Source organism: Paenibacillus sp. M-152, from assembly GCF_003856555.1.
Lineage (GTDB): Bacteria > Bacillota > Bacilli > Paenibacillales > Paenibacillaceae > Paenibacillus > Paenibacillus polymyxa_C.
In genome coordinates this window covers 1,256,108-1,273,408 of the sequence record NZ_CP034141.1, presented here as the reverse complement: position 1 = coordinate 1,273,408, position 17,301 = coordinate 1,256,108, and the positions used below count along the sequence as shown (strand labels likewise).

The window sequence follows — 17,301 nt, the reverse complement described above, 5'->3', positions numbered from 1 at the left end:
ACATGTCAAACCGTAAATGGACATTTATCCTTATTCCTGTCTTCCTGCTATTTGCCTGGCTGCTCTTTCAATTCACTCTGTCTTCTCTTCAAATTCACCAATTTACAGAACAATTGAAGACGGTTTCACCAAACGACAGGGGTTCCGATACAAAAGTGGTATTGATATCGCAAGAGCTGGACAATTATTACTGGCGGTCAATCGAACAAGGAGCTCGAAAGGAAGCGGAGCAGTACGGTATACGGCTCGATTATATCGGACCGGACCGCATTAATCCGTCCGAGCAGATCAAACTGCTGGATAAAGCGATCGCCGCCAAGGCGGATGCGATTCTGGTTCAAGGGATAAATGATCCGGAGTATCGCCGATTAATCGACAAAGCGGCCGGCCTTGGCATACCTGTCATCACGATCGATACGGATGAGCCGGACTCCCGAAGACTGGCTTACGTTGGAACAGATAACGAAGGAGCAGGAAAACAGATGGGCATGCTGTTGGCGAAGGCCTCTGGGGAGCGTGGCGATATTGGAGTGATGATCAGCAGCGAGCGCGTCGAGAATCAGCGGCTCAGGCTTGCCGGATTTCGTTCCGTGATCAGCCGCTATCCCAAGCTCCGCATTGTGGAGATTCGCTCCTCAAATATTTCACGGCTTCAGGCAGCCCAGCAAGCTCAGAACATGCTCACCCATTATCCGCAGATTCGCTACATGGTCGGATTCAGTGCGCTGGACGGCCTTGGAATTCTGGAGGCTTCAGAACGGCGTGGAGCGCAAAACTTGCAAATTTTCGCTTTTGACGATATGGCCGAGACGTTGAGAGCTATTAAAGATCGCAAAATCGAACTGACCATTGTGCAACAGCCAGAGGAAATGGGGGCCAAGGCCATAAAATTGCTGAATGATTATCACAAGGGGAGTCATCCTCAGGAATTAACATATACCAGAGTTTATGAAGTGCATGCAGACACTCCCGATGACATGTCTGGAGATGACAGGCGATGACGATCAGAAAGAAGCTGCTTCTGTTCATCCCTCTTCTAGTTGTGTTTGCCAATATCATCGCTTATTTCGTATTCCAAAGTGGAAAGGTTGTACAACAGAGCTACGATGAAATGCTTGGCCGCATTCTTCTCATCGAGCAAACCTCCGAATCGGCGGAGGGCAACTTAAATCTCCTATATGCCTATCTGCTCAATCCAAGAGCCGATAAGGATGTGCAGGGCCTGACAGAATACCAATTGAAACAGCTAAAAGACAGGATTCAGGAAGTCTCCGACTCAACCGATCCTTCTTTTGCCGAGGAGGACTACATGAATCTGTTGGCCACTTTTCTTGAACAGAAACAAGCCGCAGTTCTGGATGCAAAGGCACAAGATCCTCAATCGGCTTTTGAACATTATATTGAAGCGGAGAAAACCGTCAGCTATATTCATGAGGAGGGCCAGCGACTGATCGATGCTGAACTGGCTTATTACCGACCGATCATCGAGAACATCCGGAACAAAAATGAGCAAATGAACGGATTGGGAGTGGCGTTGTTCGGCATGAACGCGCTGATGGGTGTTTTGCTCGCCATCTGGATCTCGCGCAGCATTACTGGCCCTGTCGGCAGACTTGTCAGACTGGCGAAGCGAATCGCCACAGGTGATCTGAATATCGAGCCCCAACCCCAACCGCGACGGGATGACGAGCTAGGCGTATTGGCGGACGCCATTTCGCAAATGTCTGCTGATTTGAGCATCCTTATCGAAAAAGATAAACAGAGTCTGGAAATGCAGCGGCTTGTGAAGGAGCTAGAGCTTTTGGCTCTGCAAAATCAAATTAACCCGCACTTTTTATTCAATACCTTAAATGTGCTCTCCAAACTGGCGATCTTGGAAGGAGCGGAGAAGACCAGCGACCTGATCGTTTCGCTGTCCAATCTACTACGGTACAGTCTGCAAAAGCTGGACAAACCCGTAACTCTCCAGGAGGAACTGGATCATATAAACGAATACGTGACCATCCAGCAGGCGCGCTTTCGGGACAGAATTCGCTTTGATCTTCACTTTGACGCTTCCGTACTTCAGCAGCAAATTCCGGCCTTGACGATCCAGCCGTTTATTGAAAACGCCTTTCTTCATGGTGTAGCAGATATGGAAAACGGGGCCATTATCACATTGACGCTGTCGAGAGCGGGCGAGGATGTGCAAATTGAAATTTCGGACAACGGAAAGGGCATGACAGAAGAAACCCGACTGTCCGTGCTCCGTCTTGAAGGCGGAGCTGAAAGCAGCAGTTCAACGGGACTTGGAATGCAAAACGTGTTTAGGCGGCTGCAGTTGTTCTACGAAAAGGAAGGAATGGTTGAAATCCGTAGCCATACCGGACTAGGTACTACCATAACAATACGAATCCCAGTCAAGAAGGAGAGTGAGCAGACGAATGTATCGGTTGTTGATCGCGGATGACGAAGCTTTGGAGAGGGAAGGACTGGAATTGATAGTGGAACGGGCGATGCCGGGGGTATTTCGGTTTATTCATGCTGACAACGGCCGCATGGCGATCGAATGCGCAGAAGAGCACCGTCCCCATATTGCCATTCTGGATATCAATATGCCCGGAATCGATGGACTTGAAGCGCTTCGTGAATTAAAGGAGCGTCTTCCCGATACCCGCTTTGTGCTTGTCACCGCATATGATTATTTTGCTTATGCACGTGAGGCGCTCTCTTTGGGTGTAAAAGAATATATTCTGAAGCCGGCGAAGCGGGAACTCATCATCGGTACACTGAAACGACTGATTGAAGAAATTGAATGCGAGAAGCGGGCACGCACGGAAGAATTGGAGCTTAGGCACAAAATCTCACAGCTGATGCCGCTCGCAGAAAATGAGCTGGCTTTAATGCTTATGGTCGACCAGACGGTGGATTCGAGCGCTTCCCAACTGTCGGAATGGCTGGACTTTCCTCTTGATCAGGGAAGCGCCATCATTGCTGCCTTTGAAGGATATGCAGACGAGCAGGACAAAAAGAAAATTTACGATCATTTCCGAAGCTATGTAAAAACACATGGTCCCAATTCCATTGTGAGCTCCCTGATCGACCATCACATGGCTACTTTTTTACAAAAGCCAGCTGCCACCAGCGAAAACGACTGGCGCCAACTGATTAAACACCTTGTTCAGCAGCTCTCCGAGCTGTCCCAGCAGCAATTTGGCATGAAGACGGCTATTGGAATCGGCTCACTGCATAGCGGCGAGGAAGGACTTCGCAAGTCCTATTTTGAAGCCGTTTTTGCCTCCACCCTACGCAAGCGTGATGGAGGTTACTGCCACTTTGACGAACTGAAGTCGTCAGAGGCTGGAAACGCCTCTGAGCTTGCCGTCAAAGCGGAGAATGGAATGCTTCAGCAGACGTACGTCATGTCAGCACTGCAACGGATACGCGAACAGCGGGAGGTTCAAACACTGACTATGCTAGGCAGAGCAAAAATGTATATCGAGGAACGCTTCAACGATGAACTTTCGTTGGAAGAGGTGGCTGATTTCGTCCATTTGAATCCCCACTACTTCAGCAAAATCTTCAAACAGGAATACGGAGAAACGTTCATCGACTTCGTAACCCGGCTAAGGATTAATAAAGCTATTTCTCTGATTAAGGAGGGCAACCTTGCTCTGAAGGAAATCAGCTTTGAAGTGGGTTATAAGGACCCGAACTATTTTAGCCGCGTCTTTAAGAAGATCACGGGCGTTCCTCCCACAGAGTTCAAAGGCCAAAAATAGCAGAGATTCATCCATGTCGACCATCGACATGGATTTTTTTAAGCTCGAATGACAAGGTAATGCTAGGTTTAGCCCCTTCATCTTCAATTCGGGAATCGAAGTCAAAATCGTGCATGAAAAGGTCCGTTTATTGAAGACGATCACCGGCCTTTCTTTTATAAGCGCGTGTTATACTTCTCCTCGAAGAACGGAATGAGGTTCTAGGAATCTGGAGGGGAGATGATCATATGGGAGTAATCATCCATAATGAAAGCGCTCAACAGAAAGCGCTTCAATCAGAAAAACCCAGTATGCTGTTTGTGACGCTGGTATCCATCGTAGCCGCGCTTGGAGGCATACTGTTCGGTTTTGATATCGCGGTAGTTTCGGGAGCAGTTGAATTCCTACAGCAGCGTTTTTCGCTGAGCGAATTTCAGGTTGGTTGGGCGGTGTCGAGTCTGATTGTAGGGAGTATCACGGGAGCAGCTCTCTCCGGCTACATGAGTGAAAGGATCGGCAGAAAAAAGGTATTGCTGGCTGCCGGATTTTTATTCGTCGTCGGCTCGATCTGCTCTGCAATTCAAGATACGTTCACCGGGTATGTTATCTTTCGCATGATCGGCGGCGTCGGCATAGGAATCACTTCCACCATTTGTCCGGTATATAACGCGGAGATCGCTCCTGCCAAATACCGAGGCCGTTTGGTTGCTTTAAATCAGCTGGCGATCGTAACAGGTATTTTCCTGGTTTATTTTCAAAATTCGTGGATCGTCAGCCTGGGAGATGAAGCTTGGGGTGTCTCAACAGCCTGGCGCTGGATGTTCGGTGTGGGAGCTGTTCCGGGACTGATCTTTATGCTCCTGATGCTCTTCATACCCGAAAGCCCGAGATGGCTTATCAAAAAGAATCGGCCTTATGAAGCGCTGCCAATTCTGCTGAAAATTCACGGTGAAGAAGCCGCTAAACAGGAAGTACTTGATATCAAGGAATCGTTCAAAAATGAGAACGACTCATTAAAACAATTGTTCGCTCCCGGTATTCGGGTCGCTCTCTTTATCGGTATTATGCTCGCCATTATGCAGCATATTACCGGCATCAATGCCATTTTGTATTATGCGCCGGTTATCTTTAAAGGAATGGGGCTCGGTACGGACGCTTCTTTGACCCAGACCATCTGGATCGGGTTGATCAATGTGTTGTTTACCATCGTATCCGTATGGCTGATCGACAAAGCGGGACGAAAAGTTCTGCTGATGATCGGTACCTCGTTGATGACCCTCTGCTTGGTCATTATTGGAGCCGCATTCAAAATGGGTTTAACTACCGGACCGCTCGTGCTGATCATGATATTGATCTACGTGGCCTCCTACGCTATATCGCTTGGGCCAATCGTATGGGTCATGATCTCTGAGATCTTTCCGAACCGCATTCGCGGTAAAGCTGTCGCCATTGCTTCGATGGCATTATGGGCCGGCGATTATCTGGTCTCCCAAGCATTCCCTCCTCTGCTGAGTTCAGCTGGTCCGTCCAATACCTTCTGGATATTCGGAGCCATCTCGTTGTTCGTCGTAGTCTTTATATGGCGCAAGGTTCCCGAAACCAAGGGGAGATCACTTGAACAGATGGAAAATATGTGGCTCGGAAAATAATCCAACTTTAGCTCTCAAGAAGCCCAGCACCTGTTATAATGCTTCAAAATATACGACCTCTGAAGCCATAGCGACCTAAATCGGCAATGGTTCAGAGGTTTTTTATGTTCAGCTCCCGCCCTCCTCCGCGTAATTCCTCACATCGTGCTCCACAGCAGAGCGGTATTCAACAGGGGTTTGACCAGTGTGCTTTTTGAACAACATATGAAAATACTGTCTGCTGGCCACGCCAACATAATCGGCAATTTCTTGAATGGGAATGTCCGTTTGCTGAAGCAGCATACGGGCCTTGTCCATTCGCAACATCGTTAAATACGCGGTAAGCGTTAGCCCCGTATGTTTTTTGAAAATTCGATGCAAATACCCCGGATGCAGATTGACGGCTGCGGCCATGTCCTTGACTGCAATATCCCGGTCATAGTTCAGATGGAGAAATTCAATGCATCGCTTGATGTACACATCTGTTTGCTGCGTATTGCTGCGCTCTGCCTCTTCCCGCAGACGTGCAATTCGTACTAGCAATTGCATAAAAAGCATTTCTGCCATGGCACCCGGCTGTTCTTTTCTTTGATCCAGCTCCAGCACGAGACTTTTCAGCGCATAATATACCTCTTCCGGGTCCGATAGCACCAGATAAGGGAATGGACGCGACATAAAGGCCGTGACCTCCTGTTCCTCCGCTGCTATTTGTTGGATAGACGGTCCTACCCTCACCCCTTCCTTAAATCCAAACTCTACATTCAGCATCCGGCACGGTTGTTCACCTTCCACCACCAATCGATGTGGGATGCCTGCATCCAGCATAATAAACTCGCCTTTGCGCAGCGTAATGCTTTCTTCCGTATCTTCTCCAGTTTGTACATCTACCCTGCACAAACCAGAAATCATATACATAATTTCAGTGGAATAATGATCGTGGTAAGACATCGTATAGTCACGCCATTGCTTGTAATAGTAAGCAAAAAAACGGGGAATATAATCCCCGTCCCGCAGTCTTGGCTCAAACAGACTTCCGTTCATCCCCGCACCTCCGCGAAATAGATCAAGCTAATATGGCAACGTACATGTACCCGTTCTATTTTCACAGTTTAACAGACTGAACCGTGTTATTCTATTTCGCTTTATCGGACACTGAAATCCCTTGGAATACGGTGAGCGACTCCTACCTAATCACTTTCTGGACTTAAATACTGAATCAGCATCCCTACAAATCGGTTTGCAATTTGTACATCCTGAAATTCACTATTCCAATCTTCCTTGGAAGCTAGGCTCATTTTCTGGAGTAAACCCATCATAGACGTGAAGATAAAATGCGCAGTCTTTAAGGGTTCAGCATCCGACTTTAATGATCCATCCTGGATTCCAGCTTCCAGAGCATCTATCAGGAAATGTTGTTCCTTTTCACGGCTAACAAAATTTTTGTACTGTTCTTTGAGTTCTTGATTTGAATCATAAGCTTCGTAATGTAGATCGAATAATAGAATAAACTTGATGTAATCTGGATGTTGCCAAGCATAATCAATCCATGCATCAAGCATCGAAGTAAGCATCTGCTTACCATTCATTTCGGCTGAAGGTGCTCTTCTAACAAATTCGGTCATACTCTCAAGGATTTCCATTTGGACCTCAAAAATCAGTTCGTTCATGGACTGAAAGTGCTTATAAAATGTAACCCGACTTACACCGGCCACATGGCATACATCCTTAATATTAACTTTGAGAAAGCTCTGCTTCATAAAAAGTTCCTTCGCAGCCGCAATGAGTTCTTCCCGATTTTTGTTTTTCAAATTCTGGTGCCAGTTCTCAGTCATTAGCAACCATCCGTTTCTCATTTTTTGATTTTTGAAAGGTTAAGAAAAGGGCAGATGCAAGGATTAGTGCACCAAAAATATAAGGAATTTGAATGTGTTTGTCAAACAATAAACCTGCTAAAATGGGTCCCAATATATTGCCTAGGCTGGTATACGTCGTATTCAGTCCGGCGGCATATCCTTGACGATCTCCAGCCGAGTTAGCGATCATTGTACTTACTGTTGGCCTTAAGAAAGCATTAAAGGCAAAAAACAGAGCCGATACCACCAGCAGATAACCTAAATTGATCTTAATGAGCATGAACAGTAAAGCAATGGCTGTCATAATCAAAGAGAGGCGTATGAGCTTCATCTCGCCAAGTCTCTTGATGAGATAATCAAGTAGCCATACTTGCACCACGATGCCTATTATGGCACCAACCGTAATGATCATTGAGATTTTAGTGGCATCAAAACCGTATTTTCGTTCCACAAAAAGAGCATACACCGTTTCGTAATTCATCAAACCTAATGTCATGATCAATATGAGGAGAAGATAACGAAAATAGGACGTCCGAAATGAATTTAGAATTTGCTTTCGAATGGGCTCCCGTCGGACCCATTGGTCAACGGATTTTCGTTGTTCCTTAGGCAGTGTCTCTGGCATATATAAGCTAAGCAGCGTTGCTACAAGTCCAAGTCCACCAGCAAAAAAATAGGGCACCCTTATACCAAACTCAGCGATCATACCGCCTAACCCCGGACCAAGCACCATCCCCAAATTCATGGAAGCACCCAAGTACCCCATTCCTTTAGCGCGGGTTTCAGGAGTGGTAATATCAGCGACATAGGCCATATTGGAAGGTACCATTAATCCAATACCTATCCCCCCAATAAACCTGGCAATATATAGAAGGGGCAATGTCGTAGATACCGCAAACATCAAATCCGAAATGACGGTTAAAAACAGACCAATAATAATCATCAATTTTCGCCCGTATCTATCCGAAAGCTGACCACCTAGAGGTGAAAAAATAAACTGTGCTGCTCCAAAAGCGGCAATAAGATACCCCGCAGCAGCTCCTGCCGCATTAAATTGTTTCAGATATTCAGGCAAAATGGGAATTACCATGCCTTGACCCAATAAAGCAATAAACAGATTCAGCATCAAAATGAAAAGTGGAAATTTAGCAGACTTAGGTAAGCTGCTCATATTTGTAACCCCCTTCAACTATTTACACTATGTAACCCTTTACTATGTGTAAATCATCTTAGTTGAAATAGGAGCCATTGTAAATAAAAATACAAACCTAATTGAGCCAAGCTAATACGGAAAGAGACCTTTTTATGCAGGACTTACACATGAGGCTCCCTTTTTGCGAACTCTTGTAATATACCTCTTATTTGTTCTACTAATATAGCAGATGCTTTTCTTGGGTGAACCCGTCATACATCTACAGGGTATGGGTATATTTAACGTTACGTAGCTTTAAAAAAGGCATACTTAGAAAAGGAGTTCCAGCGTAGTCCTTTCTAAATATGCCTGTAAATCTGTTGATCAAGCCAGCTTATGAGCTTTGTTTTCTCAACTGACCATAATATAAATCACTATAAAAGCCTTTGTGAGCCAGCAACTCCTCATGGGAGCCTTGCTCGTCCAGACGGCCGTCCTTTAAGACCAAAATCCGGTCAGCCTGACGAGTGGTATTCAACCGATGCGCAATAACGAAACTTGTTCGGCCCTGCATGAGCCGTTCCAGTCCTTCCTGGATTTTCATCTCGGTAATGGTGTCGATACTGCTGGTCGCCTCGTCGAGTACCAGGATGGAAGGGTTGGCCAAAATCGCACGGGCAATTGCCAGCAGCTGCTTTTGACCTTGACTGATGCCGCTGCCGTTTGCTTCCAGCACCTTGTCGTACCCGTCCTTCATCCGCATGATAAAAGAGTGGGCGTTGGCCAGCTTCGATGCTTGTTCAACCTCCTCATCGGTGGCATCCAGCCTGCCGAAGCGGATATTTTCACGAATGGTTCCCTGAAACAGGAAGGTGTCCTGTAGCACAAACGCCATACGGGAGCGCAAGCTTTCACGCTCTATGGTCGTAATGTCACGCCCGTCCAGTGTAATCGTTCCCTTGTCTGGGCTATAGAACCTGGAAAGGAGCTGGATCAGTGTCGTTTTTCCAGCCCCGGTCGGACCGACCAGCGCGATCATCTCACCAGGTTTAGCTTCAAAAGAGATCGCTTCTAGCGTAGCGCTTCCCTCATCATAACCAAAGGAAACATCCGTAAACCGCACAGCTCCCTCTACATGCTTCAGCTTTACTGCGCCACGTTCATCCTTGGACTCTTCATCTTCGTCCAATATTTCAAATACGCGCTCAGCTCCGGCAATGGCGGACAACAGTGTATTCCACTGGTTAGCCAAATCGTTCAGCGGTCTAGTGAACTGGCGAGCATATTCTACAAAGACGATAATCGTCCCTATCGTAATCGAGCCGCGAATGGCCAAAATACCACCGATCCCTGCTACAATAGCAAAGCTGAGATTATTCAGTCCGTTCATCAACTTGGGGATAAAGCCTGAAATCGTTTGTGCCCAGAAACCTGACAGCCGAATACGGTCATTACGCTCACGAAAATCACGAATAACCCTCTTCTCCTGTGAAAATGCCTTAATAATCTGCTGACCGGACAGCGTTTCTTCGATGTATCCGTTCAGTTCGCCCAAGTTCTTCTGTCGTTCCTTATATAAAGGCCCGGTGCGGCGTGTAATCCAGCGCATCCCGGCTGCCATTAACGGCACCACGATAAAGGTTAGCAGAGTCATTAGCGGGCTTAACCACAGCATCACTGTGAGTGTACCGATGAGCGTCAATATGCTTGAGAAAATCTGAATGGCCGAGCTGTTCAGCGTAGAACTGACATTTTCGATATCATTGGTCAGACGACTCATAATTTCTCCCTGCTGACGTTTGCCGTAGAAAGGAATGGGGAGTCGATGCAAATGTGAAAACAGATCGAAACGCATGCGGTATACCGTCTCTTGGGCAATCTCAATCATCCAGATATTTTGCAGCCAGGAGGTCAGCGAGTTCAGTAAATATACAGCCCCTAAACCTATGAGAAAATAAATCCATGTGCGTCCACCCGGACCTTCGAGAAAATCATCCACCGCTACGCCAACCAAATATGGTCCCAGCAGCGACAGCCCGGAGCTGAGCAACACCATGAACAGTACCAGCATTAGCTTGGCCTTGCGACGGGCCAGATAAGCCCATATTCGCCCTAACGTGCCAGACCAGTTCTTCGCTTTGGCCTTGCTTCGTCCCTCAGCACCTGCCGGGTTTCGCAGCACACCGGATTCTGGCGTAGACTGACGGAACGGTTCAATGAGTTCCTTGAACATGCGACTCCTCCTTTCCGTATTGTGATTCATAGATACGCCGGTACAGATCCGAGCTATCCATGAGATGCTTATGACTTCCACTTGCGATCAGACGCCCCTCATCCAGCAGTAAAATCTGATCTGCGGATGCAGTTGAGCTGATCTTTTGCGTAATGAGAAATGTCGTGCAGGACAGGCCATCAAGTGCATTCAGCAATGCTGTTTCCGTCCCCACATCCAGCGCACTTGTGCTATCGTCCAGAATCAGCACTGCCGGCTGGCGCACCAGTGCGCGGGCAATCGAAAGCCGCTGCTTCTGTCCGCCAGACAGATTAACGCCACGCTGTCCGAGCATGGTGTCATAGCCTTGTGGCAAGCGTTCAATCATATGATGGATTTGCGCCATGCGTGCGGCTTCCTGAATCTGCTCCAGACTCGCATGCTCCAGCCCCCAGGCAATATTATCCCGAATCGAGCCGGTGAATAGCAGTACCTCTTGAGGGACATAGCCAATCGCCTCACGTAGTATGGCTCCATCCAGTTCACGAGCGTCCTTTCCGTCAAAGCGGACATGACCTTCATCTTCTTCATACAGACGTGTAATCAACTGTACAAGTGAGGATTTGCCCGAACCAGTAGCTCCCATAATAGCGATTCGCTCACCCGGTCGTGCCTTAAAGGATATATCCTTTAATACAGCCAAATCACTGCCCGGATAATGAAAGCTCACCCGATCCATTTCCACCTGTCCCTCCATTCGTGTGTTCTGTGTTGGAACAGCCTCCAGCCCTCGCCCCTCTACATTAGGTGTTTCCAGAACCTCTCGAATCCGTCCTGTGGATGCAGTAGCCCGGGAAAATACCACAACGATACCGGACAAGGCAGACAAAGCTCCAATCGTCCGCAGGGAATAATTGACGACTGCCACCACCTGTCCAACACTGGCATCTCCAGTGGAAATTTGACCGCGCCCAAACCAAAGTACTGCAATGATCCCTGCATTCATCGTAAACAAAATGAACGGCATCGTCGTTTCTGTCCACCGTAAAGCGGACACCGTCCCTTTCATCAATTCGCTTCCATAATGGGCAAAGCGTTCAATTTCATGCCGCATCCGTACAAAAACCCGGATAAGCCGAATGCCTGTCAGATTCTCCTGAATTACTCCATTAACATCATCCAAGCGCCGCTGGACACCCTTAAACAAAGTGACAGTCCTCCGCATCGTCACCAGCACAAATACGAACAGCACCGGGGCCATAACCGCCAGTAGCAGCCCAAGCCTAAAATGTACAACCAAGGCCATCACAATACTGCCGATGACCACCAGCGGAACCCGTGTCATAAATCGCAAGCTCATAAACACCGTATCTTGTACTTGCGTGACATCTCCCGTCAGGCGCGTAATCAGCGACGAAGTAGCAAACCGTTTGAATACCGGATAAGAAAAGGACTGCACCTTTTGATACAGCTTTTCCCGCACATCATAGCCAAAACCCTGACTTGCATGCGAAGCAAAAAAGGAGCTCGATATCCCTGCCATAAAAGCGATAATGGCACTGCCCACCAGTACACCGCCCCATAACCAGACGACAGGCAAATTCTGCTGCCGAATGCCCTCATCTATGATTTTGGAGATCAAATACGGCTGCGATAACTCTACCGTCAATTCCAGCAACATCATCACGAGCGCCGCGATGGCTGGAACCCGATATTTTTTTAGAAAAGAGAACATCATCCCCACAAGCATTCCTCCAATTGCCTTAGCCGTCCTTCCAGATCAGCGTCTAATGGTTATATCAATCAAAACCTGCTGTAACACCATATATACGCACTTTATATAGCACTATATTTTATTATACCCTCCTGCAGGTCTTCGTTTAACCAGCAATTTGCAGGCTCCGGCTAAAAAAGACGCAAAAAAGAGAGCTCGTAAAATACAGCTCTCTTTCAAAAATACGAAATTCAAATCAGACTTTTTCGACCCTTACATTTTGGTAAAAAGCTTGCCCTCCAAATACATTAATGCCAAAATGCCCTGCGGCAAACGTACCATCTTCCAAGTCAATTACCTGTTCATCGTCTATCTCTATACGAAGGCGTAATCCTTTTGCTTGGATTTTGATATGATAGGTTACTCCCGGAAGTACAAATCTTGGAACCTTGGTCAGCACCTGTTGTTCCTCGAATCGCCCTTCTTTTTTATAAAAAAGGCGAATGGATTTCATGTTCGGATCCAAATTCAAATAATAGCCACTCGACCCGTCCGCGTTGGCACGGAAAATCATGGAACCAGCACTCCCATTCCCATCCAGCTTCATATCAGCCTCATACGTAAAATCTTTCGCCTGTTCAGAAGCCATATAATTCGCATCGCTGATATAGCTTCCGCGCATACCATCTGCCGTCACCATCCAGCGGGATGCAGAGACATCCGGCTTCCAACCTGAAAGGTTGGTATAAAATATCCCGCCGTGTACGGTAACAGAGGTACTTGCTCTTACCGTATCTCCCGGGATGGAGGCTGTAACAACAGCTTCTCCAGGGAAAAGTGCCTCCACGGTCGCAAAGCCCTCATTTGACACGATCACCTTGACGACTGCGGGATTGCTGGATTCCCAATTCAGCAAATGTCCTTTTCTCCCGGAATGGTCCTCCACACTCGCATACAGACGTTTGGACTGTCCTTCCGCAAGCTCCAGCTGAGTGTAATCCATCATCAGTCTGATGGGTGAAGCCTCTGTAACCCTCCAGCTATTGCGTAGCGCATACACTCGAAGAGAAACAACTTTTACTTCACCACCTTGGGTATAGAAGCTCATCCCTCTACGCGCCGAATCTGGAAAAATGAGATCAGAAAATACGACTTCCCCATGATTACCAAACACCTCAACTGAGGATTCGTCCACAAATATACGCATTTGAATCCGATTCCCGACGGGTGCCAGCGATGCTTCATGAAACGTTGAAAACAGGGGAGAGAAATCGGCAAGCCCTGAATCAGCACGGTTTACAAACATGTGTTGTACATCTGTTTTATAGCCGACTGCCGTTCTTTGCTCACCGCCTTCCCGTACGTAAAATCCAAAAGTCGATGCCATCCCAACGGAAGGGAATTCGAACTCTGCTTCAATCTCATAGGCCCCCGCATTCAAGCCTTCCAGTATATTCGGAGAAGATTCCGTGATACTCTCATGGTCTAGTGAAAATAAATGGGAACGCAGCGAAGTCAGTTCGGATATCGGATGCTGTATCAAGCGGATACCTTCACGGGTCGTTTTTAGCGATAACTCTCTCGCGATGCTGAACTGCCCCTTCCAGGGCGAAGTCGGAAAGCTGAACGGGTAGTCCCAATTCGTCATCCATGCCAGCATGATACGCCGCCCGCCAGGTACATTGGTGAAGGACATCGAGGCATAGAATTCCTTGCCCCAATCGGTTTTCAGCACCTTCCCCGGCGGAAGATCATTTTGAAATTTTCCATCAGACGTCAGTTCACCGATAAAATATTCCGCATCCGAGCCTTGAGTGTTCGTGCTGGCTCCAGTGCTAATCATCAGCACCCATTTAGAGGTGTTGCCTTTGTCTACCGGAAGCGGGAATAAATCAGGGCACTCCCATACCCCACCCCGTATATAATCACCGTAGCCAAAGTTATCCGTCCAATTCCAATCTATCAGGTTCGTGGAAGTAAAAAAACGAATATGATCTCCTCCGGACACCACCATGATCCAGCGCTGATGCGCTTCATCCCATACTACTTTCGGATCACGAAAATCCCAGTTGCCAGGATCGTTTTCACTTTGGCCCGGATTCTCTATTACAATCGAACGGTCTTCTGAGTATTGCCATGTCCGTCCCCGGTCTGTGCTGTAAGCAAGGCCAATTCTCTGGTTTCCCCTGGGCTGATCGGGATTATAGGAGGTGTAATAAGCAACCAGCCCTTTCCCGCCATAGTCGCTGAACAAGCCGGAAGTATTGGTGAGATCAGCTACAGCCGAGCCGGACCAGATATGGCCCAAATCATTCCACTTTAATGCCAAGGGAAGCCTTTTCCAATCCAGCAAATCCAGACTGACCGCATGTGCCCACTGTCCACCATCCTGATGGAACAGGTGATATTCCCCCTCAAAATAAACCAATCCGTTCGGATCACTGGCTGAACCTCTGGCAGGAGAATAATGATACTGCGGACGATATTTTTCTGTATAGTAATTCGAGACAGGGGTAAGGTAGAGATCCTGAAAACAAGCCGTTCCCCCAGTTGCCTTTATACCTATAAAACCACTGGAATAACTGTTATCCACGATGTCAATCGCCGCAGGCGTGTAGCCATCTACAAACACGCGAATCCGCTCTCCATGTGCGATGATTTCCAAACTGTGTTTACTGCCCGATGTATCCAGATACGTCATCGCCGAGCTTGCAACCAACGTTCCGTTCGCCTTTTTCAGATGTACCCGAACCTGATGATCCTCACCTTGCACAGAAACAACATAACCCTTTGTTCCCTTCTGATTCCCTCTGAAAAATAGTCCCGCTTCCATTCCTGGTTGAGAAGGATTCAGCGTCACACTGCCTTCCATGACCAGGTCGGCAGTTGCGGTACCGTATATTTTGAGCGCACCTTCCATACTTGTTTCCTCGGCTCTCTGCCCTTTTAGGTCCGGTTGCCATTTCCCACGGATTAAAAGCAGTTCACCTACATTCGTATCCATATCACTGACTTGAATGTTCTGAAATAATGCCGCCCCATTCCAGACATTCAGTCCCAAATATCCTGATGTATACGTCGTATCGACCACATCTATAATCGGGTGATATCCTTCATCCCAGTACACTTTAAGATGAGGACCTTCCACCTTCACCTTGAGATGATAAATATCTCCTTTTTGTAATTCTATTGGCCGTTCCTCTTTGAGCCTTTCGATATCTCCAGCAGCATCCCGTAGCCGCACCAACCCGGCGGACGGCACAATTTGAAGCATATAGGAAAACCATCCATCCCTACTGGAACGAAATACTAGGGCAGCATCCGCCTGTAGGTCTGTGACCATTACATCTGCTTCAAAAGTAAAATCCTCAGACATGGTTGCAGACATAGCCATCACATTTTCCTGTGGCTCCGATCTTAGTAAAAGTCCCTGAACGTTATCTTCAATATGTCCCTGTCCTTTAATCTGCCAGTCCGTCAGGTTCGTTCGCGTGTTTGTGAGCTTTATCCTCATCGCCAATTTCCTACCTTCCAGTATGGATTATGAAGAAAATCTCATTTCAGCGCATAAAGCTCCAGCGAAAATAAAGTTACCTGCTCTTCCGATGGGAATATTTCAAGCCCCTTAGCTTCTGCGTCAGGAAATATTAAATCGGTAATGGCTACCTGTCCGCGATCGAAAAACACTTCAATAGACGAGCGATCCACATAGAGGCGGATGTCCATTCGATCTGGTAAGATTCCTAGTGAGGTCCCATGTCTGACTGCAAAGTCTTCATGAAAATCCGAACAGCCTGACCGTGTCCGGTCGACGTATACTTCCTGCGTGGCGGAAGTATAACCGACGAGTGTCTCTTGTTCATCCGATACCCGCACCTTAAAGCCAAAGTCTCCGGTAGTTGCAAATTCAGCCACAAGTTCGTAGCAATCCAGTTGCAGGGCAGACAATGCGTTCCGCACTTCCTCCCAAGATGGCTCTGTGAGTGACAGGACAGGAGTTCTTAATCCCTCCAGTTCCCGAACAGGGCGCTGAATAAGTGCCACTGTGCCCTTTCTCGTTTCCAGTGCGAGTTCACGCGGAATGGACATGGCACCTCTCCAGCGTTCCGTCGGGGTCTGATTGGCATATCTCCAGTTGCTCATCCAGCCCATAAACAGGCGTCGTCCGTCCTCTGCCGGGATATCCGACCAGCACACACCTGCGTAGTTATCTCTGCCATAATCGAGCCAGCGGACTTTTTCACTTTCCACATCTGCCACAAATGTCGTCCCATCAAATTCACCCGTAAAATACTGTGTTCTCGACCCTTCCCGAATCTCCGGATGATCACCGATACTTACGAGCATAACCCACTTTACCTGTGACCTCTCCCCATCAACCCATAACGGAAATAAATCCGGACATTCCCACACCCCGTCATGGCTACCGATGCCGTGTCCAAATTCACTGGCAAACACCCATTCCTTCAGATTCGGAGAATGATAGATTCGAACCGTCTGACCGCAGGCCAGCACCATCACCCACTGCTCTGTAGGCTCATGCCAGAACACTTTGGGGTCACGAAAATCAATGCAATGCTCATCCTCCAGTACCGGGTTGCCCGCATATTTAATCCAGCTTTCACCTGAATCTGTACTATAGGCGAGGCTCTGGTATTGGCGTATCTGATCCGTGTTTGGAAGCGAATAATGATGAGTGAAAATAGCTACCAAACCCGGCTTGCCTTCAAAAAAACCGGACGTATCCCGCTCATCCACCACGGCGCTCCCGGAAAAAATCGTTCCTAGCCCATCCGGCTCCAAAGCAATCGGCCGCTCCTCCCAGTTCACCAAATCAGTACTGACCGCATGCCCCCAATGCATAGGACCCCACGTTGTGCCGAATGGATGATGCTGATAAAACAAATGATAACGTCCTTCAAAATAAACCATTCCGTTCGGATCATTCATCCATCCGTTTTTCGGTGAAAAGTGATAGGATGGGCGGTATTTCTCTTGCCTAACAACGTTCATATATTCCAT

Annotated in this window: 11 protein-coding genes; 4 read left to right on the top strand and 7 right to left on the bottom strand. The window is 47.6% G+C overall.

Features of this window, described 5'->3' with window-relative positions; genetic code table 11:
* Positions 1 to 2: 2 nt before the first annotated feature.
* From EGM68_RS05605 to EGM68_RS05590, 4 genes are all read left to right on the top strand, one after another.
* Positions 3 to 1,001: a substrate-binding domain-containing protein gene (locus EGM68_RS05605; protein WP_129548805.1), complete on the top strand. Its 999-nt coding sequence runs from the start codon at positions 3 to 5 to the stop codon at positions 999 to 1,001.
* Positions 998 to 2,449: a sensor histidine kinase gene (locus EGM68_RS05600; protein WP_129548804.1), complete on the top strand. Its 1,452-nt coding sequence runs from the start codon at positions 998 to 1,000 to the stop codon at positions 2,447 to 2,449. The genes EGM68_RS05605 and EGM68_RS05600 overlap by 4 nt, the downstream gene beginning before the upstream one ends.
* Complete coding sequence (locus EGM68_RS05595) at positions 2,424 to 3,761, top strand: response regulator (RefSeq protein ID WP_129548803.1); 1,338 nt, start codon at positions 2,424 to 2,426, stop codon at positions 3,759 to 3,761. The genes EGM68_RS05600 and EGM68_RS05595 overlap by 26 nt, the downstream gene beginning before the upstream one ends.
* Before the next feature lie 227 nt (positions 3,762 to 3,988).
* Positions 3,989 to 5,389, top strand: coding sequence for a sugar porter family MFS transporter (locus EGM68_RS05590; protein WP_025675784.1), 1,401 nt, complete (start codon positions 3,989 to 3,991; stop codon positions 5,387 to 5,389).
* Between the two features lie 108 nt (positions 5,390 to 5,497).
* On the opposite strand, the gene EGM68_RS05585 is transcribed toward EGM68_RS05590, so the two are convergent.
* The 7 genes from EGM68_RS05585 to EGM68_RS05555 form a co-directional block, all read right to left on the bottom strand.
* Positions 5,498 to 6,409 carry a helix-turn-helix domain-containing protein gene (locus tag EGM68_RS05585; protein ID WP_129548802.1) on the bottom strand — a complete coding sequence of 304 codons (912 nt, stop codon included), beginning with the start codon at positions 6,407 to 6,409 and terminating at the stop codon, positions 5,498 to 5,500.
* 146 nt (positions 6,410 to 6,555) lie between these two features.
* Entirely contained in the window at positions 6,556 to 7,200 is a 645-nt protein-coding gene (locus EGM68_RS05580) for a TetR/AcrR family transcriptional regulator (RefSeq protein WP_058711148.1), read from the bottom strand.
* Positions 7,193 to 8,392 carry an MFS transporter gene (locus EGM68_RS05575; RefSeq protein WP_129548801.1) on the bottom strand — a complete coding sequence of 400 codons (1,200 nt, stop codon included), beginning with the start codon at positions 8,390 to 8,392 and terminating at the stop codon, positions 7,193 to 7,195. The genes EGM68_RS05580 and EGM68_RS05575 overlap by 8 nt, the downstream gene beginning before the upstream one ends.
* 355 nt (positions 8,393 to 8,747) lie before the next feature.
* Positions 8,748 to 10,586: an ABC transporter ATP-binding protein gene (locus EGM68_RS05570; protein WP_129548800.1), complete on the bottom strand. Its 1,839-nt coding sequence runs from the start codon at positions 10,584 to 10,586 to the stop codon at positions 8,748 to 8,750.
* Positions 10,567 to 12,303, bottom strand: a complete 1,737-nt coding sequence (locus tag EGM68_RS05565) for an ABC transporter ATP-binding protein (protein WP_129550297.1) — start codon at positions 12,301 to 12,303, stop codon at positions 10,567 to 10,569. The genes EGM68_RS05570 and EGM68_RS05565 overlap by 20 nt, the downstream gene beginning before the upstream one ends.
* A gap of 232 nt (positions 12,304 to 12,535) precedes the next feature.
* Positions 12,536 to 15,793, bottom strand: a complete 3,258-nt coding sequence (locus EGM68_RS05560; RefSeq protein ID WP_129548799.1) for a glycoside hydrolase family 32 protein — start codon at positions 15,791 to 15,793, stop codon at positions 12,536 to 12,538.
* A 41-nt stretch (positions 15,794 to 15,834) separates the two neighbouring features.
* Positions 15,835 to 17,292: a glycoside hydrolase family 32 protein gene (locus tag EGM68_RS05555; protein WP_058829038.1), complete on the bottom strand. Its 1,458-nt coding sequence runs from the start codon at positions 17,290 to 17,292 to the stop codon at positions 15,835 to 15,837.
* Between the last annotated feature and the right edge of the window lie 9 nt (positions 17,293 to 17,301).

Coding starts and splice junctions, on each gene's coding strand:
- EGM68_RS05605 (WP_129548805.1), top strand. CDS start 3: ATGTCAAACCGTAAATGGACATTTATCCTTATTCCTGTCTTCCTGCTA.
- EGM68_RS05570 (WP_129548800.1), bottom strand. CDS start 10,586: ATGTTCAAGGAACTCATTGAACCGTTCCGTCAGTCTACGCCAGAATCC.
- EGM68_RS05590 (WP_025675784.1), top strand. CDS start 3,989: ATGGGAGTAATCATCCATAATGAAAGCGCTCAACAGAAAGCGCTTCAA.
- EGM68_RS05595 (WP_129548803.1), top strand. CDS start 2,424: ATGTATCGGTTGTTGATCGCGGATGACGAAGCTTTGGAGAGGGAAGGA.
- EGM68_RS05600 (WP_129548804.1), top strand. CDS start 998: ATGACGATCAGAAAGAAGCTGCTTCTGTTCATCCCTCTTCTAGTTGTG.
- EGM68_RS05565 (WP_129550297.1), bottom strand. CDS start 12,303: ATGATGTTCTCTTTTCTAAAAAAATATCGGGTTCCAGCCATCGCGGCG.
- EGM68_RS05555 (WP_058829038.1), bottom strand. CDS start 17,292: ATGAACGTTGTTAGGCAAGAGAAATACCGCCCATCCTATCACTTTTCA.
- EGM68_RS05585 (WP_129548802.1), bottom strand. CDS start 6,409: ATGAACGGAAGTCTGTTTGAGCCAAGACTGCGGGACGGGGATTATATT.
- EGM68_RS05575 (WP_129548801.1), bottom strand. CDS start 8,392: ATGAGCAGCTTACCTAAGTCTGCTAAATTTCCACTTTTCATTTTGATG.
- EGM68_RS05560 (WP_129548799.1), bottom strand. CDS start 15,793: ATGAGGATAAAGCTCACAAACACGCGAACGAACCTGACGGACTGGCAG.
- EGM68_RS05580 (WP_058711148.1), bottom strand. CDS start 7,200: ATGACTGAGAACTGGCACCAGAATTTGAAAAACAAAAATCGGGAAGAA.